Genomic DNA, 21,677 nt, shown 5'->3' on the forward strand with positions numbered 1-21,677 from the left:
CCCAACATCGCCCAAACCCCAGCCAATCTCGCCCAAACCCCAAACACAATCCCGAGCCGCAGCCAGCAGGTTGCGGCTTTTCGCTAGCGTGGTACCGAGAGCAACATCAGAACGGAGCCACCGCATGAACACCGACCTGCTCGCCAATCTCGCGCGCCCCATCGTCCTCGCCCCCATGGCCGGCGGCCCGTCCACGCCCGAACTCTGCGCCGCAGTATGCAACGCCGGCGGCTTCGGCTTCCTGGCCTCCGGTTATCTCAGCGCCGATGAACTTTCCGCCCAGATCACCCGAACGCGCGCATTGACTTCTCGACCCTTCGGCGTGAACCTGTTCGTGCCTGGAAAACGCCACGACGACACCGACGCATGGCTGAGATATCGCGAGCATCTTTCCCAGCTTGTCGACGCTCCCCTGCCCCAATCCCCAACGTGGTCGGACGATGATTACGAAGAGAAGGTCGCTGTCGTTGTCAATGCGAGCGTCCCAGTAGTGTCGTTTACCTTCGGCAATCCCTCCCGAGAGATCGCGAACTCCCTGCGCGAACAGGGCTCATTGATCGCGCTTCACGCCACCACTGCCGAGGAAGTCGCCGCTGCTGCCGAACTTGGCGATGTGATCGTCGTCCAAGGAAAAGAAGCCGGCGGGCACCGAGCATCACCGCTTGATGAGGCTCAGGGAGCAAACTACAGCACCAAAGAACTGCTAAAAATGGCCACCGAGCATGACCTACCAGTGATTGCAGCAGGCGGGGTGGCCACCGCCCAAGACGTACGAGAACTCACAAGCCTCGGAGCCGTAGCAGTACAAGTTGGCACCCGATTTCTCACCGCCGAAGAAGCGGGAACAAAATCTACCCACCGCGCAGCACTGCTGAACCTGGAGCGCGAGACTGTGCTGACCCGAGCGTTTTCTGGCCGAACAGCTCGCGCCATTCGCAACGAGTGGACGGACGCATTGACGAAATTCTCGCCTTCGCTGTACCCGGAGGTGCATTACCTCACGGCTGAGGCTCGCAAGGAAGCGAACGCACAAGGCAACGTTGAGCACCTGAATCTATGGGCCGGCACCGGATACCGTTCGTGCACTCAAGCAAGCGCTGAGGAAATCGTGCAAGAGCTGTGCGCTGAGCTTTAGCAGCAACAAGCCCCTTTCGCCGCGAAGCGAAAGGGGCTACACAAGCGCGGAGGGGGGTTATGCCTCGTCGGTAGACAAGGCAGCAACGAAAGCCTCTTGCGGCACTGCCACAGAACCGATGGACTTCATGCGCTTTTTGCCTTCCTTCTGCTTTTCCAGCAGCTTGCGCTTACGGGAAATATCGCCGCCGTAACACTTGGCCAGCACGTCCTTGCGCAGAGCGCGGATGTTCTCGCGGGAAATGATCTTGGCGCCGATGGCTGCCTGGACGGGCACCTCGAATTGCTGGCGAGGAATGAGCTCTTTGAGCTTCTTGGTCATCTTGTTGCCGTACCACTGGGCATTGTCGCGGTGAACGATCGCACTGAAAGCATCGACGGGATCGCCCTGGAGCAAGATGTCCACCTTCACCAAATCTGCCAGTTGTTCGCCAGCTTCCTCGTAGTTGAGAGAGGCATAGCCCTTGGTGCGGGATTTCAGTTGGTCGAAGAAGTCGAAGATGATCTCGCCAAGCGGCATGGTGTAGCGCAGCTCGACGCGGTCTTCGGAAAGGTAATCCATGCCGCCCATTTGGCCGCGCTTGGATTGGCACAATTCCATGGTGGAGCCGACGAATTCGCTTGGAACGATGATGGTGGTTTTCACGATCGGCTCGTAAACCTCGCGAAGTTTGCCACCGGGCCAGTCAGAAGGATTGTGCACGCGCGTTTCCGTGCCGTCTTCAGCAATCACGCGATAGTTCACACTCGGTGCGGTGGAAATGAGGTCGAGATCGAATTCGCGCTGCAGCCGGTCACGGGTGATCTCCATGTGCAGCAGACCTAGGAAGCCACAACGGAAACCGAAACCAAGGGCAACGGAGGTTTCAGGCTCGAAGGTCAAAGATGCATCGTTGAGTTGCAGCTTTTCCAAAGCATCGCGCAGATCCGGGAAGTCTGCCTGCGAAATTGGGAACAAGCCCGAATACACCATCGGCTTGGGCTCCTCATAGCCCTGCAGCGGTTCTTCTGCACCGTGGTGCGCCCACGTGACCGTGTCGCCCACCTTTGATTGGCGCACATCTTTCACACCGGTAATGAGGTAGCCGACTTCACCCGGGCCAAGGCCATCGCACTTTTTAGGCGTGGGCGAAACGATGCCGATCTCGAGCAGTTCGTGGACCGCGCCGGTAGACATCATTTTGATCTTTTGGCGAGGCGTGAGCTTGCCGTCGATCATGCGGATGTAGGTGACGACGCCTCGGTAGGTGTCGTAAACCGAGTCGAAAATCATCGCGCGGGCGGGCGCATCGTCAGAGTGTGCGGTCGTCGGGGCGGGAACGAGCTCCACGACCTTATCTAGAAGCTCTGCCACGCCCTCGCCGGTTTTGCCGGAAACACGAAGGACTTCTTCAGGTTCGCAGCCGATGATGTGGGCGATCTCTTCGGAATACTTCTCTGGGTCTGCTGCGGGCAGGTCGATCTTGTTGAGCACCGGGATGATCTCAAGATCGTTTTCCATGGCCAGGTACAAGTTGGCCAGTGTTTGCGCTTCGATGCCTTGCGCGGCGTCGACAAGCAAAATGGCGCCCTCACACGCCTCGAGCGCACGGGAGACTTCGTAGGTGAAGTCGACGTGGCCGGGGGTGTCGATCATCTGCATGACGATTTGTTCGCCCTCGAAGGGGCCGGAGCGCGGAATCCAGGGCAAACGCACGTTTTGCGCCTTGATGGTGATGCCACGTTCGCGCTCGATATCCATGTTGTCGAGGTATTGATCGCGCATGTCGCGCGCATCCACGACGTTGGAAAGCTGCAAGATGCGGTCGGCAAGGGTGGATTTGCCGTGGTCAATGTGGGCAATGATGCAGAAGTTGCGGATCTGCTTGGGATCCGTGAACGTCTTCTCCGCAAATTTCTCAGCCATCGTTTTTGATTCCACGCACCTTTCATCACACGTCACAAACACACTACCCGACGCACGCATTGACGAAGCACTCCGCCAAACCACAGCCCCCGACCCAAGCCCGCCCGCCCACGACCCAACCCCGCCCACAGGCAGCAACCCCAGCAACCCCCACGGCCAACCTGCAACCCCCGCAACCCCCAAATGGAAAACTTCACACATAGCGAAACACCACGGCCGCAAAGCTAGATAGACTTGAAAGAACAACCGCTTGGCACATAAGGGTGACAATATGAGGCACGCAGCACGCAAGAGGCCTTCGCTCATTCGGCGAATAAGCAGTTCGCTGCGCACTCAAGACCCGATCGAAGACGGCCTCAATGCCTTATCCGAGCGGCTTGGGCTTTGCGAACATCAAGAGGCCAAGCCCGATCACCTGGCATGTGAAGTGCACTCTGCAGGTGATATCCCCAGCAGCATCATCTACGCGCCCGATATGGACGGCCAAGTCGATCCCGGCGAGGTGGTGTGGTTTTGGGCTCCCTCTGATCATTCGCCCCAACATGTTGTTGAACGCTCGCTCGTAGTGGTCGCGCGCACCGCCGAGTCGATCTATGGCTTACTCACCTCCCCCAACCCGGATCACGAGACTGATGACCATTGGATGGACATCGGTTCAGGCCCCTGGGATGCAAGTGGCCGCCAGTCCTGGGTGCGGATAGACAAAATCGTCACCGTGCCCGAAACCCACATTCGACGCCAAGGCATCGTGATGCCGCAGCAGCGCTTCGAGAGGATCGCGAATCGCTTGAGGCAGGAATACGGCTGGCGTTAGTCGCCCCCCTGCGACACATCCTCAAATCCCGCCAATCTAAGCGCCATCACCGGGAACGTGAAGCCCGGATTATCATTCCCACCTCACCACCTGCTAAGGTAGACAACCGCTGTCGATCAGATGCACCTAGTGCTGTTCTTATGGTGAACAAGACCTTGGGTTCACAACCGAACATCACTCCTTACAGTAGTTTTTGAAGTATTGAGCGGGCGTAGATGATCATTCGAAAACGATCGAGAACCAAGAGGTACTCCCATGGCAAACATTAAGTCCAAGAAGAAGCGCATTCTGACCAACGAGAAGGCTCGTCTGCGCAACAAGTCCGTGCGTTCCGCTGTTCGCACCGAGATCCGCAAGTTCCACGAGGCTGTTGAGGCCGGCGACAAGGCCGCTGCTGAGACCCAGCTCCGCGTAGCTTCCCGCAAGCTGGACAAGTCCGTGTCCAAGGGCGTGCTGCACCGCAACAACGCAGCCAACAAGAAGTCCAACATGGCTCGCGCCCTGAACAAGATGGCCTAAGCCTTCTTAGCTTTTCGACGCCACGTCTCCCATCGGGACGTGGCGTTTTTACATGCCCTCTGCCCCGCAATGCTGGACGGCTCCAATTGAGCGCCCCCGGCCTCAGTCTGCTCGCACGAGCTCCTATTGAACTCAATTCCGTTTTAAGCAACACTGAAGAGCACAGTGAAACGATAAGAGGAACCAAATGAGTCTGGGCATTGTCGAACTCGCGTTAATCGCGGTCTTAATCGCGATCCCCCTTGCAATAATCATTGCAGTGGTCATTTTTGGAGCAAAAATCTACAACACCTTAAAAAGCATTAACGACGAATTGAAGCTGGCAAGGCAACACCGATCAGGCGAAGTAAAACACTGATCCCATACCGCAGCGCTACCTCGCGCGACCCCAAAAGTTCACGCAGTTGAGGCAACGTCTTCGTGATGGCTGCGAAGTGCTCTCCATCCTCCACCTGCGAGGAAGGGCAAAAGACTCGCATAAACCTTCGTTTTTAGACGCTCCCCCTTCCCCACCGGGTCGGAAAAATGCCACGGCTAAAAGCGCAACAACTGAAAATGGCGAAGCCTCAGTCCGCCTGCAAGTACGCGGACTAAGACTTCCCTAAATATGGCTAGATCAGTAGAACTGTGAAGTTGCTACGAGGTGGCGGCTGCCGCTTTGGCATCATCTTCTTTAAGCCGCCGGATTTGACGCTCCTCACCGATGCTAACGATCAGCATCAAAGCGAAGCCGACCACTAATGCCAAGTAGAGCACGGTGAACATTGCTCCCCAGCCATGGAGGAGATGACCAAAGATGGTGAGCCCCTCACGCTCAGGGTCAGCGATCATAGCCAAACCAACTTTTGCTAGAGAATCGCCGAAAAGATAGCCGAAGGTTCCCGTCATACCGTTAGCTACTGAGATTGCCTTTTTCGGAACGAAACCAACAAGCGAGACACCAATTAGTAGCTGCGGGCCAAAGATGAGAGCACCAAGTGCGAACAATGAAACGTTGACCTGCAACTCGGTGGTGGCGTTTTTGTAGAAACCGATAGCAAAAAACAGGGCAACCATCGCGAGTACAGAGACGAGTGCTCGACGACCGCCCATTAGGTCAGAGATATAGCCCCAGCACATCGATGCGATAAACGCGCCAATCTCGAAGTAGAAGATCGTTTCCACGGCCGCCGAAGTGTCGAAATTTAGGGTTTCAGTAACATACAAAGGCGCCCAGTTGTCGATACCGATGCGGATGATGTAGGTAAAGACGTTAGCCACACAGAGCAACCAGATCCATGGGTTGCGCATAATATACTTGCGGAAAATTTCGAACTTGGTCATTTGTTCGGATTCGACGTTGCGTACTTCCACCGGTTCTTCGAAGATTTCCTCCGACGTATTCCAACCCAACTCTTGTGGGTCATTCTTACCGATGAACATGCCCGCAACACCAATAGCGATGCCTAGAAGTGCAGGGAATACAAACATTCCCACAACGTCTCCGTGGAAAAACTGATTCGCACCCCACAAAGCAACTACGCCTGCGAGGGCACCACCAATATTGTGCGACGCGTTCCAAAAACCTAGGTAGCGACCACGCTGCTTTCGTGGTGTCCAAGCCGTGATTGTCGAGTACGAACCTGGACCACCAACTGACTGGAATGCACCGTTTAGCCCCCAAAGAGCGACAAAGATACCTACATGCGAACCGAAGGCTGCCAGGAACAGACCCAGTGCCAGAACAGTCATCGAAGCAGCTACCAAAAGGAACGAAACAATCCTCTTAGTATTTCGACCGTCAATAACGTAACCGAGCGCCGTTTTACCTATGCCGTAGGTGATGGAAAACGCCAATCCGATATAGCCCAGCTCCAAAGTAGTCAAGCCGTACTGCTCTTTGAGCAGGGGTTGTGCAGCCTTGAAGTTATTGCGCACGAGGTACATGCACATGTAGGCGATGAAGACTACGAAGAATGCTTTCAGAAAGTTTCTGAGCCAAAGTTTGCGCTGCTGCGCTAGCGATAGTCCACTGTGTGGCGGTCGTTGAAGTTCAAAGAATTTCAACTTGATCGTCCTCTCTAATCAAAAAGCCAACCCTTAGTAACGTGCGTCACAATGATTGTGCAGATGTGGTGCTTGTCAATTAATGGCAAGGACTTAATTTATGTAACAAGGCTAGGAGCATGCGTTTCCAATAGCAAACGTGCTGCTAAAGCACCGTTTTTGATGCGATTCTCAGGGATTAAACACTGATTTTTTAGGACTATTTTTAGCTAGGTCGTACGATGCAACCCTGATTCGGCAGTAATCGAGAGTTGGAAAGGGAGAAAAAGTTCAAGACCCAAAAGATTCCGGCTTCGCCCCCACCGGACACGAGAAGTTTTCAAGCCGAGCGCTCCAACCTCCTCAGCCTCGCTGTCGTCAGACAACAAGCACGGCAACGCCGATCACATTTCAGGAATCAGTAGGGTGCCCCCCCTAGTCGTTACACAATCGAGAAGAGCTTAGCCAATGTGGGCGGCCAACATGTCACACCTTCGGCCTAGGTCCGTAAATCGTTTAGCCGTGCGACACCAGATGGATCACGCTCGGCGTTCTACTTTTCGGATGTTCAGGAAGGTGCGAAACCGATGGCCGATACCTCGGTGCTACTACCCCAACCCCGCTCAAGTGAGCACTGCGCTCTTGCTTCCACGCATCAACCCGCTGGACAATCACATGTGCCTCTTTCTCCGGACGGCCCCATCGTCATTGCGAGCGCAGCATCTTCTCAAAGCGCTCGCGATACATCGGGGCCACGCAATCGGCCTCGAGCACAGCCGCCATGGCTTCGCGATCCCCCATATTCGCTGCGAAGAGCGTCCGCATTGTCAATGCGTGCGTCGGGGCGTCGAAAAGCTCGATGGAATCACCTGGCCGAATTTCCCCAGCCTCGATTACGCGGAGGTAGGCTCCGCAATCGCCATGTTCGGCGAAGCGTTTGACCCATCCGCGCTGCTCAAGCCACGCAGCGAAGGTTCGACACGGCTGGCGTGAAATGGACACTTCAAGCACCGCGCTGCCGATGCGCATGCGTTGGTTGATCAGTTGCGCAGACCAATCCACGCCCGTGGTGGTGAGATTTTCGCCGAACACCCCGGGGCGCAATTCGCGGCCGAGCTGCTTTTGCCAATAATCCAGCTCCTCACGGGCGAAGGCATACACCGCTTTTTCTGCGCCGCCGTGATGCTTGGTGTCACCAATCACATCTGATTCCACACCCGAACCATCCCCGTAGGAAGGCCCGGGCGCAGACACACGGATGCGCTCGCGCGGCTGTTTATCGATGCCGCTCACACGATCCGCGCCCCCAGGATCAGCTTGGGGCACGGCCACATTGGTGCTGAGGATCTTCATGCCCATCATCCTAATGACTTCGTATGCCCTCGCCTCAGCGTCATGCAAAGTGTCGTGCAAAGCGTCAATGCGAGCGTTTAGAAGAAGCCGCGGACACCGGCGATCATCAAGGCAATCGCGGCGAACACGAAGAAGGCACCCGCGACAGCATCGATATATGGCCCGGCCTTGACCATGCGTGTGCGCAGCAATTTCGAGCCCACCGCCATCGCGATCAGACCGAATCCAACAAAGGCGGTAAACAGCAGCACAGCGATCAGCTCAACACTGAGCGCCAGACTTGGATTAGGCGGCAAAAACGGCGCGATCACAGCGGCGAAGTACAGCAAAGCCTTGGGGTTGGCCAGGTTGGTCAGCAGCCCTTGGCGGTACGAACGCCAGGGCGTGCCCAAGATCCCCTCGAGCTTTAAGTCAATGCGAGCGTCCGCTTTGAACTGTTTGCGAGCTTCGCGCAGCATTTGCACACCCATGTACCCAATCCAGCCGCCGCCAAGCAGTTGAATGGCGCTCAGGATCGAGGGGTAGGCAGTCAGCAACGCTGAGGCGCCGGTAACGGTCAGGGTCACCCACACCGCAAGCCCGGTGACAATGCCCGCGACCGTAGCCAGACCATGTTTGCGTGATTTTGTGGCCACGCGCATCACGAGGAAAATATCGGGCCCTGGGGTGATCATCCCGGCCAGATATAAGGTGACGAGCGTGGCGAGCTGGTTAAGCTCCACGGCTTTCGAGTCGTTGCACGAGCTCGTCTTGGCCAAACATGCGAGCCGTATCTATGGCACTCGGCTGCCCCAAGGCAGGATCGGCGCCAGCTTGCATGAGCTTTTCGACGACCCCCTGCTCCTTTTTGAAAATGGCCCCGGCCAGGGGTGACTGACCTCGATCGTTGAGGGCATCGACATCGGCGCCGCGTTGAATCAACACCTCGAGCGCTTCCTCATTGCCGCTATAGGCGGCCAGCATCAGCAGGCTATTGCCCTCATGGTTTTGTAGGTTCGGATCGACACCGTGGTCGAGATACTCCGCCAGGGTGCGCGGATCTCCAGAACGTGCAAGCTCGAATAGCTTGTTGGCCAACGCCTGCACGTCTTCGGGTAGTTCGGATGAAAGCATGCGTGACAGTTTAGCCAGCCAATTGGGAAACGCGCCTCACCGCATCCTCAATTGCGAATTCAGGGTCGCCACCTTGGCCTTTGACGGTGGCGTCGAGTTCAGCCATAAGAATCACAGCCTTGCTCACCGCATCGGCTGACCAGCGTCGCGCCACCTTTGAGGTTTTCTCCACAATAAACGGCGCCATTCCTAACTCTCCGGCTAACTCACGAGAATTAATCCGCCACGATCCATATAGACGCGCCACTGCGCCTACTTTCATGCTCAAAGCCGTAGCCAGCGCCACGGGCGAAACACCCAATTGGAGCGCACGCCTAGTACTGGCAACCGCACGCGCCGTTTCCCCGCTCACCGCGAGGTCGGCGATATCAAATCCCGATACTTCGGCGATGCCGTTGTAGAACGCCCGCACTGTCGATGCGTCCACACCATCGGGATTGTCTGAAACGAGTTGAGAAACGGCTGAGGCAAGCTCGCGAAGATCGGACCCCACGCCGTCGAGAAGCGCATGGATCACATCAGGTGTGGGGCTGAGGCCGTGGTTTCTAAACTCCGCTGTGACCCACGCGGGGCGCTCATTGGGTTTGAGTTTGGCCACCTCATGTACTTGTGCGAGCTTTTTCAGCTTCGGCACCATTGCTTTTTGACGCCCACCGCCGGCGTGGCAAATGATCAGGTACATCCCGTCGACAGGATTGCTCGCCGCTTCGAGCACAAGCTGGGCTGGTTCTTTGCCCGCATCTTCAAGGTGTTCGATCACAATGACGCGTTGCTCAGCAAAAAGTGAGGGGCTGAGCAGCTCTAAAAGCTCAGATTGTGTGATCTCACCTGCGCGCACTCGGCTGACAGTGGCCTCGGAATGTTCGGCAATGCTGCTGCTAATGGCAATGCGGGCGCGCTCGCGCAAGAATTCATCATCACCGAGGACGAGATGGACGGGGGCGATTGCTTGGCTCACGGCAACAATGGTGCCACACCTAGACCAACAAGATGAGCACACCACCGATGCCGAGCGCCACGGCGATGATCAGCGTTGGGCGTCGAGAAGCTAAGGCGAAAAGGATCCAAGCGACTGCGAGCACCATCCAAGCCAGCGTGAGTGGATCACTGTGAACATTTACGCGCGAAAAAGGCAGGTTGTAACCGTATTCGGCAACCTTGGCGATCCAATTGGCCAAGGGGGTGATTGCGCGAATCATCACGCCACCAAGGACGGTGGGCTCCAAAAGCACAGCGCAAAGACCAACCACGGTGATCATCGGCACCACCGGGGCTACCAACACATTCGCTGGCACCGCGACCAAAGACACCCGCTGGGCCATGGCCACCACCAGCGGCAACGTAGCAAGTTCTGCAGCAAGCGCCACCGCCACCATGCGGCTGAGCACATCGGGCCAATACGGGCTGGCAATGCTGCGATACACCAGCGGATAGATAGCGATAATGCCCGCGGTGGCAGCACTGGAAAGGCTCATGCCAAAAGACGTGGCAAGCGCGGGCTCATAGAGCAATAACACCAGTATTGCGATGCTCAGGCCGTGGATGGGTGGGGCTCGAGTGTGGGCCATCATGGCTACGAGCGCCAGCGAACCCATGACCCCGGCGCGCAAGACAGAAGGTTCAGGGCCTACGATGAAGACGAACACGGCCAAGCTCAGCATGGCCGCTGTCAATGCGAGCGCTCTGCTGGCACCTGCGAGCGTGGCAATGGCGAGTACCGCGGTGGTGAGCATGGCCACGTTGCCGCCGCTGACGGCACTCAGGTGTGCGAGGCCGGTGGCGGCGTAGCGTTGTTTTGCCTCAGGGGTCTGGAGGGAGGCATCGCCAAGGATCATCGCCGGCAATAAGCCGATGGCCTCACCATCGGAGTGCTGGTGCACCAGGGTCTGAAATCGCAGCTTGACCTCGAGGGAAAAACGCTGCAGGCCATCAGGCGGGCCAAGGTAGTGGATGTCTTCTGCGATATAGAGCGCTCTTGACAGGCCACCGCTGGGGCGCACCGCCCCTTCGAGTGTTACCGAGTCGAATTGCTGAACCTTTGGTGCTTCGGTGCTAAAAACGGGCAGTTCAGTAGGAAAGCCAGCTACCTTGGCGCGAAAGAACCACCCATTATCAGTGCTATGGGGCATGCTGGCGACTTGGGCTCGCAGCGGTTGGGAGAAATCGAAGTGATCCGCTGCGCGCACACTCTGCCAGGTGCGAAGTGCCCCAGCCACACCTGTTGCGCCCACGGCGATTCCTTGGGGCCTTTGCCACAGTGCTAGTGCCACTGCGAGGAGTAGGGCGCACCCTAGCCCCAAGGCCAGTGACCTGCTCCATGTCACCACGACTGCAATGAACCACAAGCTCGCTGCCGCTGGTACCAGGCGAAGATCGCTCATAGGACAACGTGCTCAGCAATAGCTGCGTACTTTGCAGGGCCTATGCCTTTGACTTCTTGAAGCTGCTCCACGCTTTGGAAGCCGCCATTAGCCTCACGGTATTCGATGATTGCCGCGGCAGTTTTTTCTCCGACCCCGGCAAGGGCGGTCAGCTCGCTGATGCTGGCGCGATTTAAAGAAATTTTGCCACCAGCATCTCCAGGCGGCGCGGGATCTTCGGGCCTGCTAAGCACCTCCCCGATGCGTGGGAGGGTGATTTGTTGGCCGTCGACAAGCTTTTCAGCCAAATTCACACCGGCGAGATCTGCGTCGGGTTGAGGTTTGGCCTGCTCAAGGGCATCGGCGACACGGGAGCCGGGGTCAAGGCTAAGAAGACCCGGGTGCTCCACAGCACCTACCACGGCGATGACCACCGGCTCGTTTGAGGCCTGCGAACTCGAAGCCTCCGGGTGTGGCCGGGTATCGAGTGAGGCTTCTTGCATGAGTGGTTCTCGCTGCGGGCGAAAGACCACCAGCACCACCAGCAGCAGCACGATCGCCAGCATGATGGCCTGCTTTTTGCTCATACCCAGCCGAAGCTTTGGGTACTGCACCTTTAGCCGATCGCTTTCTTCGGTGGTGCGCAGTAACTCTTGAAGCCTGTGTGTTGCCCTCCCCATGCCTGCGAGGCTAAAAGCCCATCAGATACCGGGCAAACAATGGCGGTGATGGCCTGTGGATAACTCAGTGGGTGCCGATAAGCCTGTGCATAAGTTAGTCACGGTGATATACAACTGACACACCAATCGCACCGGGGCCTGCGTGCACCGCCGCGGTGGGCTCAAGTGGGCAGCTAAGAAAACTTGATCCAGAGGCAAGCTGGCGTTCCATCTGCCGCTGCAACTCGGCCGCCTCATTCGCGGCATCGTAGTGCTGAATCATGACAAAGACCGGCTCGGCGGCAGCTCTTTGACGGATCGCCTCCACCAGACGCGCAAAGGCCTTCGACTGGGTTCGTGTTTTACACGCCAATTCAAGGCGTCCGTGTTCAACACGCATCAAAGGCTTAGTGGCCAGCGCCGAGGAGACCACTGCGGTGGTTGCCGAGATACGCCCGGACTTCTTAATGGCATCGAGGCGATGCAGATATAACCACGTCTCGCTGCGGTCGAGCACATCGCGAGCAACCTCAGCGCACGCCTGCACATCCGCCCCTTCGGCAGCTAATTTCGCCGCAGCCATCGCAGCAGCCCCCACGGCCATGCCAATGGTTTGGGTGTCGACGACGTGAACCAGGCCATCAAAAATAGCAGCGGCTTGGGTCGCGGCAGACCAGGTGGAAGATAATTCTTTAGAAAGGTGCAACGCCACAACGCCCGCATCGTCACCGCGTTCGAGCTGGCGGGCGTAGGCCGCTGTCAATTCGAGCGCACTTAAACCAGCGGTGCTTTGCTCCCCGCTCGATTGCATCACGTGCAAGTCCACCACCGTGATACCCAATTCTCGGGCGAGATCGACCGGCAATCCGGAAGAAGAATCGGTGACAATGCGAACAGCCATGATGGGAATCTTTTCTTAACAATGAGTGCAGTGCACGCGGTGGCTTTGAGCGCGCGGAGTGCACATCAGGCCACCTGCAGGGCGTATGGGCTAGGCGTATGGGCTATCTGCAACACTAGCGCGCACCAAAAAGCTCGGTGGCACAAACTACTAGCGTGGGGAAAATTTTTAAGCCCAAGCGCCCAGCGTCCCAGCGCCCAGTGCCAAGTGCCCAGCGCCCAAGCATCTCAGCGCCCAAGCACCCGGCGCGACTGGGCATCGCTGGCGCGGCAGCCGGCGCAGGCACCGCACCACCCAGCGCTAAAGCACGCGGTCGATATTCCAGCCCTCGACGTACCACTGCACAGCCTTGTTGCCATGCACCGGATATCCTTCGGGCACGTCGCGCCCGACGATCTGGGCAAGCTGGGTGTTGCCAAGATTAGAAAAGAGCGGGTGCTTGGAGTCGGCAAATCCGAGTAGCGCTGAGGTGAGTGCGGAAATGGTGCCGCCGTGGGCAACAATCAGCACTGTATTGCCCTCCCACTGCTCTACTTCTTGCAGGAGATCCTCCACCACGGTGAAGGCTCGGGCGGCGACTTCCTGGCGGGTTTCCGCATTCGGTGGGGCCCAGGTGGCGTCGAAACGCCAGCGAGCACGCGCCCCTGGGAACGCACTATCGACTTCCTCATGCGTTTTGCCTTGCCAATCGCCAAGATCAGTTTCCCGCAAGCGCGAGTCCAGGCTGACGGGAAGGTTGAGCTGATCACCGATGACTTGGGCGGTATCTTTTGCGCGCCGCAAATCAGAGGCAATGATCTTCACAATTGGCTGGCCAACAAGCATCTCGGCGGCAGCTTGTGCCTGCTGCCATCCGGTCTGAGAAAGCTCAGTATCGAAGTGTCCCTGCATTCGGCGGGTGGCATTGAATTCCGTTTGGCCGTGTCGCAGCAGTAAAAGACGTCGAGCCATCGGCGCCTAGAACTCCTCTTCCGGCTGGGCAGCCAGCGGAATGTCGTCGAGGGATTCCACGGTGCGGGTATCAACTTCGTCCATCTCGGGGCGCTGCGGCAGCTCAATGCCTTCGACCTCAATCAGTGGGCAATCGCGGTAGAGGCGATCAAGGCCATAGAAGTCACGCTCGGTATTGCGCTGCACGTGGATGACCAGCATGCCGTAATCCAGCAGCACCCAACGGTTCTCGCGGTTGCCTTCGCGGCGCTTTGGTTCTTCACCGGCTTCGGTGAGGGCATCTTCAATTTCTTCGACGATGGCGCGGACCTGGCGCTCATTATCAGCCGATGCCAGCATGAACACCTCGCTAATTGCCATGACATCGGAGACGTCAAGCACCGCAATATTGGTGGCGAGTTTCTCGTCGGCGGCCTTCGCGGCGATCTCCGCGAGGCGGATAGTGTCAGCAGTTGCTGTCATAAACCTTAAGTTTCCTTCAATTGGGTTGGGGCGGAAAGTTTAATTTCGCTACTAGCAGTCTCCCACCCTCCTAAGTTTTCGCAAAAAGTTAGGAGGGGGTGGGGTCTAAGTCATCGTCGGCACCGCAAGGCGAGTACAGCTTCCGCTTATTGATGTACTGCACCACCCCATCGGGCACCAGATACCACACCGGCATGCCTTTTTTGGCCCGCGCCCGGCAATCTGTGGATGAAATGGCCATCGCTGGCACTTCGATGAGTTCCACGCGGTGTTGGAAGCGTTGGGGGATATTGCTTTCTTCGAGCACATAGCCTGGTCGGGTGACGCCGACGAAGGTGGCAAGCTCAAACATTTTTTCCCAGTCTCGCCAGGACAGGATTTTGGCGAGTGCGTCGGCTCCGGTAATGAAGAACAGTTCTGCGTCTGGGTATTGGCTTTTTAAGTCGTTGAGCGTGTCGATGGTGTAGGTGGCGCCTTCGCGTTCGATATCGACGCGCGACACGGTGAATCGGGGGTTGCTTGCTGTGGCGATCACCGTCATGAGGTAGCGGTCTTCTGGTTCGCTGACCTCGCGGTCGGCTTTTTGCCAGGGTTGTCCGGTGGGGACGAACACGACGAGTTCGAGGCCAAAGCGTGCGGCCACTTCGCTTGCTGCGACGAGGTGGCCGTGGTGGATGGGGTCGAAGGTCCCACCCATGATGCCGATGCGTTTGCTCATGCGCGGGTATGCCCTTGGCCTTCGAGGATCCATTTGCTGGTGGTCAGTTCGGGCAGTCCCATGGGTCCGCGGGCGTGGAGTTTTTGGGTGGAGATGCCGATTTCTGCGCCCATGCCGTATTGCTCGCCGTCGGTAAAGGCGGTGGATGCGTTGATCATGACGGCGGCGGCGTCGACGCCCGCTGCGAATGCTTGGGCGGTGGCGGTGTTGCGGGTGGCGATGCCTTCGGTGTGTCCGGAGCTATAGCGTCGGATGTGTTCGATGGCGCCGTCGAGGCCGTCGACAAGCTGGGCTGCGATATCCATGCTGAGGTATTCCTCTTCCCAGTCGCTCGCCTCGGCCTGAACGATGTTTTCTGCACCGATGGTGGCAAGCTTGTCGACGTCCCCATGCACCTTCACCCCGGCGTCCTGGAGGGCGCGGATGATGCGCAATTGTTCGGTGGCCGGCAGGCCTGCGTCGATCAGGACCGTTTCTGTGGCATTGCACACTGAGCAGCGGCGGGTTTTGCCGTTGAGCAGCATGGCAATGGCTTCATCCATATTGGCGTCGCGATCGATATAGAAGTGGCAATTGCCGGTGCCGGTTTCAATCGTGGGCACGGTAGCTCCCAAGACCACGGCCTCGATCAGCTTCGCGCCACCTCGGGGAATCACCACATCGACATAGCCTCGGGCGGTAATGAGTTCCTGGACGCTCTCGTGGCTCTCGCAGGGCAAAAGCTGCACGGTATCGGCACTCAGGCCGTGCTTTTGCACGACCTCCTGAAGCAGCTCCACCAGCTTGGTGTTGGTGTGCACGGCAGACTTCGAGCCGCGCAATAACACCACGTTGCCGGATTTTAGGGTCAGCCCGAAGGCGTCCACGGTGACATTGGGGCGAGCCTCATACACAATGCCCACCACCCCAAGTGGGACTCGAACCTGGCGCATGAGCATGCCGTTGTACATCACGCCGCCGCCGATGACCTCGCCAACTGGATCGGCTAAGCCCGCCACTAGGCGCAAGCCGCCGGCGATGCCTTCGATGCGTCCGTGATCGAGGCGAAGACGATCTAACAGCCCTTCGCTCAACCCGGCGCGCTCACCGGCTTCCAGGTCTTGCTTATTGGCTTCTAAAATCGCCTCGCTGTGCGCCAGGAGATACTCGGCTGCATCTTCAAGGAGGGCGTTTTTCTCAGTGCTTGAGAGTGCTGCAAGCTTCGGCGCTGCTGCTTTGGCGGCTTTGGCGCGTTCTAATACCGTTGGCTGTTTCATACCGCCTTAAACTAGCAGCTAGTAGCCTTTCGCGGGTTCAACTTCGGTGAGCATGGTTTCACCCTCTGCGAATCGGCGTGCGTTTTCTACAAACAGCGGCCCTAAAAGCTGCTGCATACGCTCGGTGGTATTGGCCACATGGGGTGTGATCAGCACATTATCCATCTGCCACAAAGGATGACCGTCGGGCAGCGGTTCAGGTTCGGTGACGTCAAGGGCTGCACCACCAATCTGGCCTTGTTCAAGGGCAGCGACTAATTCCTCGGTGCACACGAGCCCACCTCTGCCCACATTGATCACGATGGCGTGATTGGGCAGTTGCTCGAAGACGCTCGCATTGACCATGTGCTCAGTTTCCTCAGTCAGTGGCGCCAAAAGCACCACGTAATCGGCCCTGGGCCACACCTGCTCTACTTGCTCGATACTGAAGGTTTCATCCGCGCCTTCGACGGCCTTGCCGCTGGTATTGACGGCGATGGTGTGCAGATCAAAGCCGGACACAAACTTCAGCAGACGCCGGGCGATACCGCCGGCGCCGATGATGGCGAGCGTTTTATCGTCGTAAAGCCAATTGGTGTGCTGATCCGGCAGGGGGCGAATGCCCCAAGACTTGGCGTTGAGAATCGCCGGGTACTTATGCCCCACCGCAAGCAACATGGCCAGGGTGGATTCGGCCACGGTGTCGGCATAAAGGCCTGCGGCATTGGCCCAGCGCACCTGATCGTTGAGCACCCCTTGTTTGCGCAATGCATCCATGCCGGCGAAGGCGACCTGAACGTATTGGATATTTTCCGGCAGCTCCGGAAAGTCCTTGGCGCCGTTGAACACTAGGAAGTCGGCTTGATCAAGCTCTACTTCTTCGTGTCCGGCATCGATTAGCGCCTGTGCGGGGATATCCCAGCGTTGAGGCATCATGGCAAATTTCATGGCAGCGCTCCTTCCATGTAGACGATCAGGCAAACAACCGGGCTTGGGCCAGCACAGACTGCGGGGCGGCTAGGCGCGTGAACCGGAAAGGTAGTCGGCGTGCACCACTGGTCGCTGCATGCCTTTGGGAAGCTCCGCCGATTGCTTGCCCACCATGCCAACGAGGGTATCGGAATCATAGGCCACCTCGCCGCGGCCGATGATCTGGCCTTCAGGGCCTAGGATCTCCACAATTTCACCGGAGTGGAAATCACCAATCACCTCCGTAATGCCTACCGCCAGCAAAGAGTTACCGCCTTGTTGGATCGCGCGCACCGCGCCGGCATCAATTCTTAGGCCACCGCCTACATCGGCGGCGTATAAGGCCCAGAACTTCCAGGCTGAGAGCTTATTTTCCTCCGGATAAAACACCGTGCCCACATCGGCGCGATCGAGCGCATCTTCAATGCGAGCGGTCGCAGTCAATAACACCGGGATTCCTCCGCGGGCTGCCAGACGCGCTGCAGACACCTTCGACGCCATGCCTCCGGTGCCAACCACGCCCCCATCGCCTGCGACCACACCATCTAAATCGCTGGCGTCTCGCACCTCGCTGATAAAGCGCGCGGTGGGGTCGCTGGGGTTGCGGTCATAGAGGCCATCCACATCGGAAAGCAGCACCAGTGCATCAGCGGCAATGAGGTTGGCGGTAATGGCTGCAAGGCGGTCGTTATCCCCGAAGTGCATCTCGGAGGTGGCCACGGTGTCGTTTTCGTTGATGATGGGCACGCACCCTAATTGCCTTAGCCGATCGATGGTGCGCTGTGCATTGCGTGCGCGTTCACGCACGCCTGCATCGGCGGCGGTGAGCAGCACTTGGCCGGTGGTGCGCCCGTAGCGCCCGAAGGAAGCACCCCATGCATTGGCAAGGTGCACTTGGCCGACGCTGGCTGCGGCCTGCTTGGTGGCAAGATCTGCAGGCCGGCGATGCAGGCCGAGGGGTTTTAGACCGGCGGCGATCGCACCGGAGGAGACGACGATGACGTCCGAGCCTTTGCCCATGCGCTGTTCGAGGGCGTCGACGATGCGGTTGATTCTTTCCGGGCTTACTGCGAAGTCTTCGCCGGTAAGGGAGCTGGAACCGATCTTGACCACCACCCTTTTAGCAGCAGCGATGTGATGGCGGAGGTCTTGGGGAGTTCCCGGTGCTGCGAAAGTCATAGATTGCAATTCTAATCGAGGCGCTTTGAGGGCGTGGGGTGGCGTCGAAAAGCTTGAGCTGCGAAAAGTTTTGCTTTTCCCTTCGAAGGATTACTAAGCTTTAGCAGACAAAATTTATAGCGCCACAAAATTACGCTATTGCCCCTCACTGATGACGCTTCACCTCGTCATTGTTCACCTCGCAACGGAGTTTTTGCGCATGAAAGAAACCACCAAGCCCTCCCCCTCACGTAAGCGGGCGCTGCTGATTCGTTCGATCATCGTGACCGTTCTCGTGGCTCCCCTGCTGGTAACGGCAGCGTTTATGTGGTCACTCTGGGATCCCTCCCACTACCTGCAAAACGTTCGCATGGCGGTGGTCAATGAGGATGCCGGCACTCAAAAAGATGGCCAGAAGGTCAATTTTGGTGACGACGTGGTGGAGGGCCTGCTGAACACCAGCTACATGGACTTCACCGAACTTCCAGCCGCCGAAGCCAATGATGGGCTGCGCGATGGCGACTTCATGGTGGTGCTTTCGATCCCGAAGGATTTCTCTCAAGAAGTAGCCAGCGTCATCGATGAGCACCCCAAGCAACCGGAGGTGGTGATCTCTTTTAATGATCAATACGGCACCAATACCCCGCTATTGACCTCGGGGCTTGTGCCGGGCATTCAAAAAGGCATTGCCAAGGGCATCGCGGAAGGCTATAGCTCGGAAATTCTCGGCGGTATGAATCGCCTGGGAGAAGGGCTGAGGAAGGCCGCCGATGGTGCCCAGCAGCTCGACGATGGTGCCGCGCAATTAAAGGCCGGAACCGAAAAGGGCGTCGACGGCGCAACGCAGCTCAAAGACGGTTCCGCGCAACTTTCCGATGGCGCAAGCAGGCTCGATCAGGGCATGGGCCAGCTTCTCGACGGCACAAGCCAGCTTGGCGACGGCGCGGCCCAAATCGATGCCGGGGTAGGCCAACTCACCGACAAGGTCATCCCCCTGCTCAAGCAGGCCGGCACCACCGTGGAGATGCTCAAACCCCTCGCAGACCAACTTGAAATGCTCGGGCTGCAAGCACAGGCCCAAGAAATCCGCGATCGCATCGCCGTTTTGGACACCTCCAACCCCGATGCACTGGCCAACCAATTAGCCAAGCTCAAAGACGGCACAGCCCAAATGAGCTATAACCTCAACGACCCTTCAGCGCCCTACCTCCAAGGCGCACTGCAGCTCAAAGACGGCTCCTCTCAGCTTGCCGCCGGAGCCGCTCGCCTTGACAACGGCATGGGCCAGCTTCTCGACGGCACCCACCAACTCGACGCCGGCGTAGCCAAACTCAAAGACGGCACCTCACAGCTCGACGCGGGGCTAAGCGAAGGCGCGCAGCAGGCCCCCGAAATCAAAGATATCGAGGCATCCTCCCACCAAATCGCCGTGCCCGTGGCCTATGAGGAGGACTACCGCCACGCCGTGCAGGAGCTTAGCGACGAACACGACCCCACCTCCAAGGTGCTTTCCGGTGGCGTGACGATGATCCTGATCCTCGTCTTCGGCTACCTCCTCATGGCACTGGTGAGCATGCTTGCCCCGCACATCTTGGGCACCCGCAAACACGCCTCCACCCTGGTTGCCGTGCTCGCTGGTTTTGCAGTCGTTGGCGCCGGCAACACCGCCCTGCTGTGGTTGCTCACCGGCGCGGGCATGGCCGCTGGTTTCCACATCGCACACCTGGGCGCCTACTTCCTTGCCATGGTCTTAATCGCAGCCCACGGCACCAGCATCTTCCAATTCCTTCGCCTGGCCTTCGGCCGGCTTGCAGGAGGAGCACTCGCACTGGGCTTCTTCGCCTACGGCGTCTTCGCCTTCGGTGGCGTCTGGCCCATCCAGCTCACCCCAGCCCCGATGCGCGCCATGCACAGCCTGCACCCCATGACCTACGCCAAGGACGTCTTCGTGCGCACCGTCGACGGCAACTTCGACGGCACCTACTACACCGGGGTGGTCGTGCTCGTAGTAAGCATCATCGTCTTTATCGGCCTTTCCGTGTTCGCTCGAAACTACAAACTGAACAAGGCCGAAGAACACACCCACACCCCCGAACTCCAGCACACCTAAAACGCCCCTCCCCACACTCGGGGGACTTCACATCCCCAACCCCTACCCACCAGGCAAAGCACTCACCGTGCTCATGCCCTGGTGGGTACACTAATGCTGCCCTCCAATACTTCCTTTGTATTCCCCTTCAAGAAAAAGGAGCCCTCCCGTGGCAGCAACCCGCACCCGCATCACCGCAGGTCTACTTGGCCTCACGCTAGGCCTGAGCACGATGCCCGCAGCCCACGCCATCGACTTCGGCATCACCAACGGGCTGAACCCCATCATCGATGTGCTCGACTCCATCGAGCAACCAGCAGAAGACATCGCCCCCGAGGTGCCCGCACCATTGGCGGATATCGGACTCACCGGCACCCGCATCACCGCGCCATTCCACCAGGATCCGGGCAAGATTCGCGAAACCTTCGGCGCACCAGGGCCCCACCCCATTGCATCGACCGTCCCCACCATCGACTGCACCCCCATCTACGCGCTCTACAACCAAATCCTGCGCTTTAACCACGGCAACAACGTGCCACCGGAGTGCTACGGCGTCACCCCAGAAGGCCCCAACCCCGCCATCGGCTTCCAATTCATCTACCCCACCGACCTTGCCGAAGGCCAGCGCGCACCGCTGATCGTCCTCTCACCCGGCATTGGATCCGAACCCGGCATGGTGCACCACCACGCCGAGTTCTACGCCTCCCACGGCTACATCGTGGCACTCGGCTACAGCGTGGCCAACTGGTTCGGCGAACAAATGGACATCGCCGCCCTTGGAGCAAACCAAGCAGACCGCGACCCCTCAAGCCCCCTCTACGAGCACGTGGACTTCTCTAAGATGCTGCTCGTCGGCCACTCCGCCGGCGGCGGAGCAGCCGTGCGCGAAGCCGGCATGATTGATAAATTGCTCCACTCGGTCGGTCGCACTGAAGCAGCGGTCGCCGGCGCCGTTGGCATCAACCCCGGCCCATCCGACTTCGGGCTCGCTTCTCCCCCATCACCCGTGCCGACCCTCGTACTGGCCGCAGAGCACGAATCACTCGTGCCATGGCCTGTATCCAAGCTCGCCTATGATCGCGCCACCGGACCGAAATGGTGGGCGATTGTCCGCGGCGCCGAGCACGGCCTCTACCTCGATGCCGGCGACACCAATATCTACGACGCGCTCGTGATTTCCTTCGCCGACTACACCGTCCGCGATGATGCAGAAGCCGCGAAGGTGTATGTGGGGCCGGATAACTGGCTCTCCCAAGACCCCGAGCTTCGCGACGTCACCTCCTCCTAACTTTCGTCAAAAGTTAGGAGGGG

General features: G+C 58.3%; 21 protein-coding genes. 6 read left to right on the forward strand and 15 right to left on the reverse strand.

What is annotated here, in order from left to right:
- The first annotated feature begins 124 nt into the window (after nt 1-124).
- Complete coding sequence (locus tag IEU99_RS03050; RefSeq protein WP_128889383.1) at nt 125-1,135, forward strand: NAD(P)H-dependent flavin oxidoreductase; 1,011 nt, start codon at nt 125-127, stop codon at nt 1,133-1,135.
- Nucleotides 1,136-1,192: 57 nt separating this feature from the next.
- On the opposite strand, the gene lepA is transcribed toward IEU99_RS03050, so the two are convergent.
- Nucleotides 1,193-3,040, reverse strand: a complete 1,848-nt coding sequence (gene lepA, locus IEU99_RS03055; protein ID WP_123959764.1) for a translation elongation factor 4 — start codon at nt 3,038-3,040, stop codon at nt 1,193-1,195.
- A 271-nt stretch (nt 3,041-3,311) separates the two neighbouring features.
- Between lepA and IEU99_RS03060 the strand changes: the two genes are divergently transcribed.
- The 3 genes from IEU99_RS03060 (at nt 3,312) to IEU99_RS03070 (ending at nt 4,731) form a co-directional block, all read left to right on the forward strand.
- Nucleotides 3,312-3,854, forward strand: a complete 543-nt coding sequence (locus IEU99_RS03060) for a type II toxin-antitoxin system PemK/MazF family toxin (RefSeq protein WP_128889382.1) — start codon at nt 3,312-3,314, stop codon at nt 3,852-3,854.
- 255 nt (nt 3,855-4,109) lie between these two features.
- Nucleotides 4,110-4,373 carry a 30S ribosomal protein S20 gene (gene rpsT / locus IEU99_RS03065; protein ID WP_123959762.1) on the forward strand — a complete coding sequence of 88 codons (264 nt, stop codon included), beginning with the start codon at nt 4,110-4,112 and terminating at the stop codon, nt 4,371-4,373.
- 187 nt (nt 4,374-4,560) lie between these two features.
- The gene (locus IEU99_RS03070) at nt 4,561-4,731 is read left to right on the forward strand and encodes a hypothetical protein (RefSeq protein ID WP_164931137.1); all 171 of its coding nucleotides are present in this window, start codon (nt 4,561-4,563) and stop codon (nt 4,729-4,731) included.
- A 278-nt stretch (nt 4,732-5,009) separates the two neighbouring features.
- Here IEU99_RS03070 and uhpT read toward each other — a convergent pair whose 3' ends face one another.
- From uhpT to proB, 14 genes are all read right to left on the reverse strand, one after another.
- Nucleotides 5,010-6,419: a hexose-6-phosphate:phosphate antiporter UhpT gene (gene uhpT / locus IEU99_RS03075; protein ID WP_128889381.1), complete on the reverse strand. Its 1,410-nt coding sequence runs from the start codon at nt 6,417-6,419 to the stop codon at nt 5,010-5,012.
- A gap of 684 nt (nt 6,420-7,103) precedes the next feature.
- Nucleotides 7,104-7,751: an MOSC domain-containing protein gene (locus IEU99_RS03080; RefSeq protein WP_128889380.1), complete on the reverse strand. Its 648-nt coding sequence runs from the start codon at nt 7,749-7,751 to the stop codon at nt 7,104-7,106.
- A gap of 77 nt (nt 7,752-7,828) precedes the next feature.
- Nucleotides 7,829-8,473, reverse strand: coding sequence for a LysE family translocator (locus IEU99_RS03085; RefSeq protein WP_128889379.1), 645 nt, complete (start codon nt 8,471-8,473; stop codon nt 7,829-7,831).
- On the reverse strand, nt 8,463-8,864 hold the full coding sequence (locus IEU99_RS03090) for an ankyrin repeat domain-containing protein (protein ID WP_128889378.1): 402 nt from the start codon (nt 8,862-8,864) through the stop codon (nt 8,463-8,465). The genes IEU99_RS03085 and IEU99_RS03090 overlap by 11 nt, the downstream gene beginning before the upstream one ends.
- A gap of 10 nt (nt 8,865-8,874) precedes the next feature.
- Nucleotides 8,875-9,822 (reverse strand): DNA polymerase III subunit delta, encoded by a 948-nt coding sequence (gene holA / locus IEU99_RS03095; protein WP_128889377.1) that lies wholly within the window; start codon nt 9,820-9,822, stop codon nt 8,875-8,877.
- Between the two features lie 19 nt (nt 9,823-9,841).
- Complete coding sequence (locus tag IEU99_RS03100) at nt 9,842-11,095, reverse strand: ComEC/Rec2 family competence protein (protein ID WP_164931136.1); 1,254 nt, start codon at nt 11,093-11,095, stop codon at nt 9,842-9,844.
- 146 nt (nt 11,096-11,241) lie between these two features.
- Nucleotides 11,242-11,904 (reverse strand): helix-hairpin-helix domain-containing protein, encoded by a 663-nt coding sequence (locus IEU99_RS03105; RefSeq protein WP_128889375.1) that lies wholly within the window; start codon nt 11,902-11,904, stop codon nt 11,242-11,244.
- 94 nt (nt 11,905-11,998) lie between these two features.
- Complete coding sequence (locus tag IEU99_RS03110) at nt 11,999-12,784, reverse strand: DegV family protein (RefSeq protein ID WP_128889374.1); 786 nt, start codon at nt 12,782-12,784, stop codon at nt 11,999-12,001.
- A gap of 300 nt (nt 12,785-13,084) precedes the next feature.
- Complete coding sequence (locus IEU99_RS03115) at nt 13,085-13,735, reverse strand: histidine phosphatase family protein (protein WP_128889373.1); 651 nt, start codon at nt 13,733-13,735, stop codon at nt 13,085-13,087.
- 6 nt (nt 13,736-13,741) lie between these two features.
- Nucleotides 13,742-14,197, reverse strand: coding sequence for a ribosome silencing factor (gene rsfS, locus IEU99_RS03120; protein ID WP_128889372.1), 456 nt, complete (start codon nt 14,195-14,197; stop codon nt 13,742-13,744).
- Between the two features lie 88 nt (nt 14,198-14,285).
- Nucleotides 14,286-14,915 carry a nicotinate-nucleotide adenylyltransferase gene (nadD, locus tag IEU99_RS03125; protein WP_128889371.1) on the reverse strand — a complete coding sequence of 210 codons (630 nt, stop codon included), beginning with the start codon at nt 14,913-14,915 and terminating at the stop codon, nt 14,286-14,288.
- Nucleotides 14,912-16,171 carry a glutamate-5-semialdehyde dehydrogenase gene (locus tag IEU99_RS03130; RefSeq protein ID WP_128889370.1) on the reverse strand — a complete coding sequence of 420 codons (1,260 nt, stop codon included), beginning with the start codon at nt 16,169-16,171 and terminating at the stop codon, nt 14,912-14,914. Before IEU99_RS03130 ends, nadD begins: the two co-directional genes overlap by 4 nt.
- Before the next feature lie 18 nt (nt 16,172-16,189).
- The gene (locus IEU99_RS03135) at nt 16,190-17,098 is read right to left on the reverse strand and encodes a D-isomer specific 2-hydroxyacid dehydrogenase family protein (RefSeq protein ID WP_128889369.1); all 909 of its coding nucleotides are present in this window, start codon (nt 17,096-17,098) and stop codon (nt 16,190-16,192) included.
- A gap of 69 nt (nt 17,099-17,167) precedes the next feature.
- Nucleotides 17,168-18,298: a glutamate 5-kinase gene (gene proB, locus IEU99_RS03140; RefSeq protein WP_128889368.1), complete on the reverse strand. Its 1,131-nt coding sequence runs from the start codon at nt 18,296-18,298 to the stop codon at nt 17,168-17,170.
- A gap of 151 nt (nt 18,299-18,449) precedes the next feature.
- On the opposite strand from proB, the gene IEU99_RS03145 reads away from it, so the two are divergent.
- Entirely contained in the window at nt 18,450-20,387 is a 1,938-nt protein-coding gene (locus IEU99_RS03145) for a YhgE/Pip domain-containing protein (protein ID WP_128889367.1), read from the forward strand.
- Nucleotides 20,388-20,535: 148 nt separating this feature from the next.
- Entirely contained in the window at nt 20,536-21,654 is a 1,119-nt protein-coding gene (locus IEU99_RS03150; RefSeq protein ID WP_128889366.1) for an alpha/beta hydrolase, read from the forward strand.
- Nucleotides 21,655-21,677 lie beyond the last annotated feature (23 nt).

It is taken from the genome of Corynebacterium pelargi, from assembly GCF_014635485.1.
GTDB classification, from domain to species: Bacteria; Actinomycetota; Actinomycetes; order Mycobacteriales; family Mycobacteriaceae; genus Corynebacterium; species Corynebacterium pelargi.

Bases quoted from the DNA above. Each gene is read 5' to 3' on its own strand.
- IEU99_RS03050 (WP_128889383.1), top strand. From the start codon at position 125: ATGAACACCGACCTGCTCGCCAATCTCGCGCGCCCCATCGTCCTCGCC.
- lepA (WP_123959764.1), bottom strand. From the start codon at position 3,040: ATGGCTGAGAAATTTGCGGAGAAGACGTTCACGGATCCCAAGCAGATC.
- IEU99_RS03060 (WP_128889382.1), top strand. From the start codon at position 3,312: ATGAGGCACGCAGCACGCAAGAGGCCTTCGCTCATTCGGCGAATAAGC.
- rpsT (WP_123959762.1), top strand. From the start codon at position 4,110: ATGGCAAACATTAAGTCCAAGAAGAAGCGCATTCTGACCAACGAGAAG.
- IEU99_RS03070 (WP_164931137.1), top strand. From the start codon at position 4,561: ATGAGTCTGGGCATTGTCGAACTCGCGTTAATCGCGGTCTTAATCGCG.
- IEU99_RS03080 (WP_128889380.1), bottom strand. From the start codon at position 7,751: ATGAAGATCCTCAGCACCAATGTGGCCGTGCCCCAAGCTGATCCTGGG.
- IEU99_RS03090 (WP_128889378.1), bottom strand. From the start codon at position 8,864: ATGCTTTCATCCGAACTACCCGAAGACGTGCAGGCGTTGGCCAACAAG.
- IEU99_RS03105 (WP_128889375.1), bottom strand. From the start codon at position 11,904: ATGGGGAGGGCAACACACAGGCTTCAAGAGTTACTGCGCACCACCGAA.
- IEU99_RS03110 (WP_128889374.1), bottom strand. From the start codon at position 12,784: ATGGCTGTTCGCATTGTCACCGATTCTTCTTCCGGATTGCCGGTCGAT.
- IEU99_RS03115 (WP_128889373.1), bottom strand. From the start codon at position 13,735: ATGGCTCGACGTCTTTTACTGCTGCGACACGGCCAAACGGAATTCAAT.
- rsfS (WP_128889372.1), bottom strand. From the start codon at position 14,197: ATGACAGCAACTGCTGACACTATCCGCCTCGCGGAGATCGCCGCGAAG.
- nadD (WP_128889371.1), bottom strand. From the start codon at position 14,915: ATGAGCAAACGCATCGGCATCATGGGTGGGACCTTCGACCCCATCCAC.
- IEU99_RS03130 (WP_128889370.1), bottom strand. From the start codon at position 16,171: ATGAAACAGCCAACGGTATTAGAACGCGCCAAAGCCGCCAAAGCAGCA.
- IEU99_RS03135 (WP_128889369.1), bottom strand. From the start codon at position 17,098: ATGAAATTTGCCATGATGCCTCAACGCTGGGATATCCCCGCACAGGCG.
- proB (WP_128889368.1), bottom strand. From the start codon at position 18,298: ATGACTTTCGCAGCACCGGGAACTCCCCAAGACCTCCGCCATCACATC.
- IEU99_RS03145 (WP_128889367.1), top strand. From the start codon at position 18,450: ATGACGCTTCACCTCGTCATTGTTCACCTCGCAACGGAGTTTTTGCGC.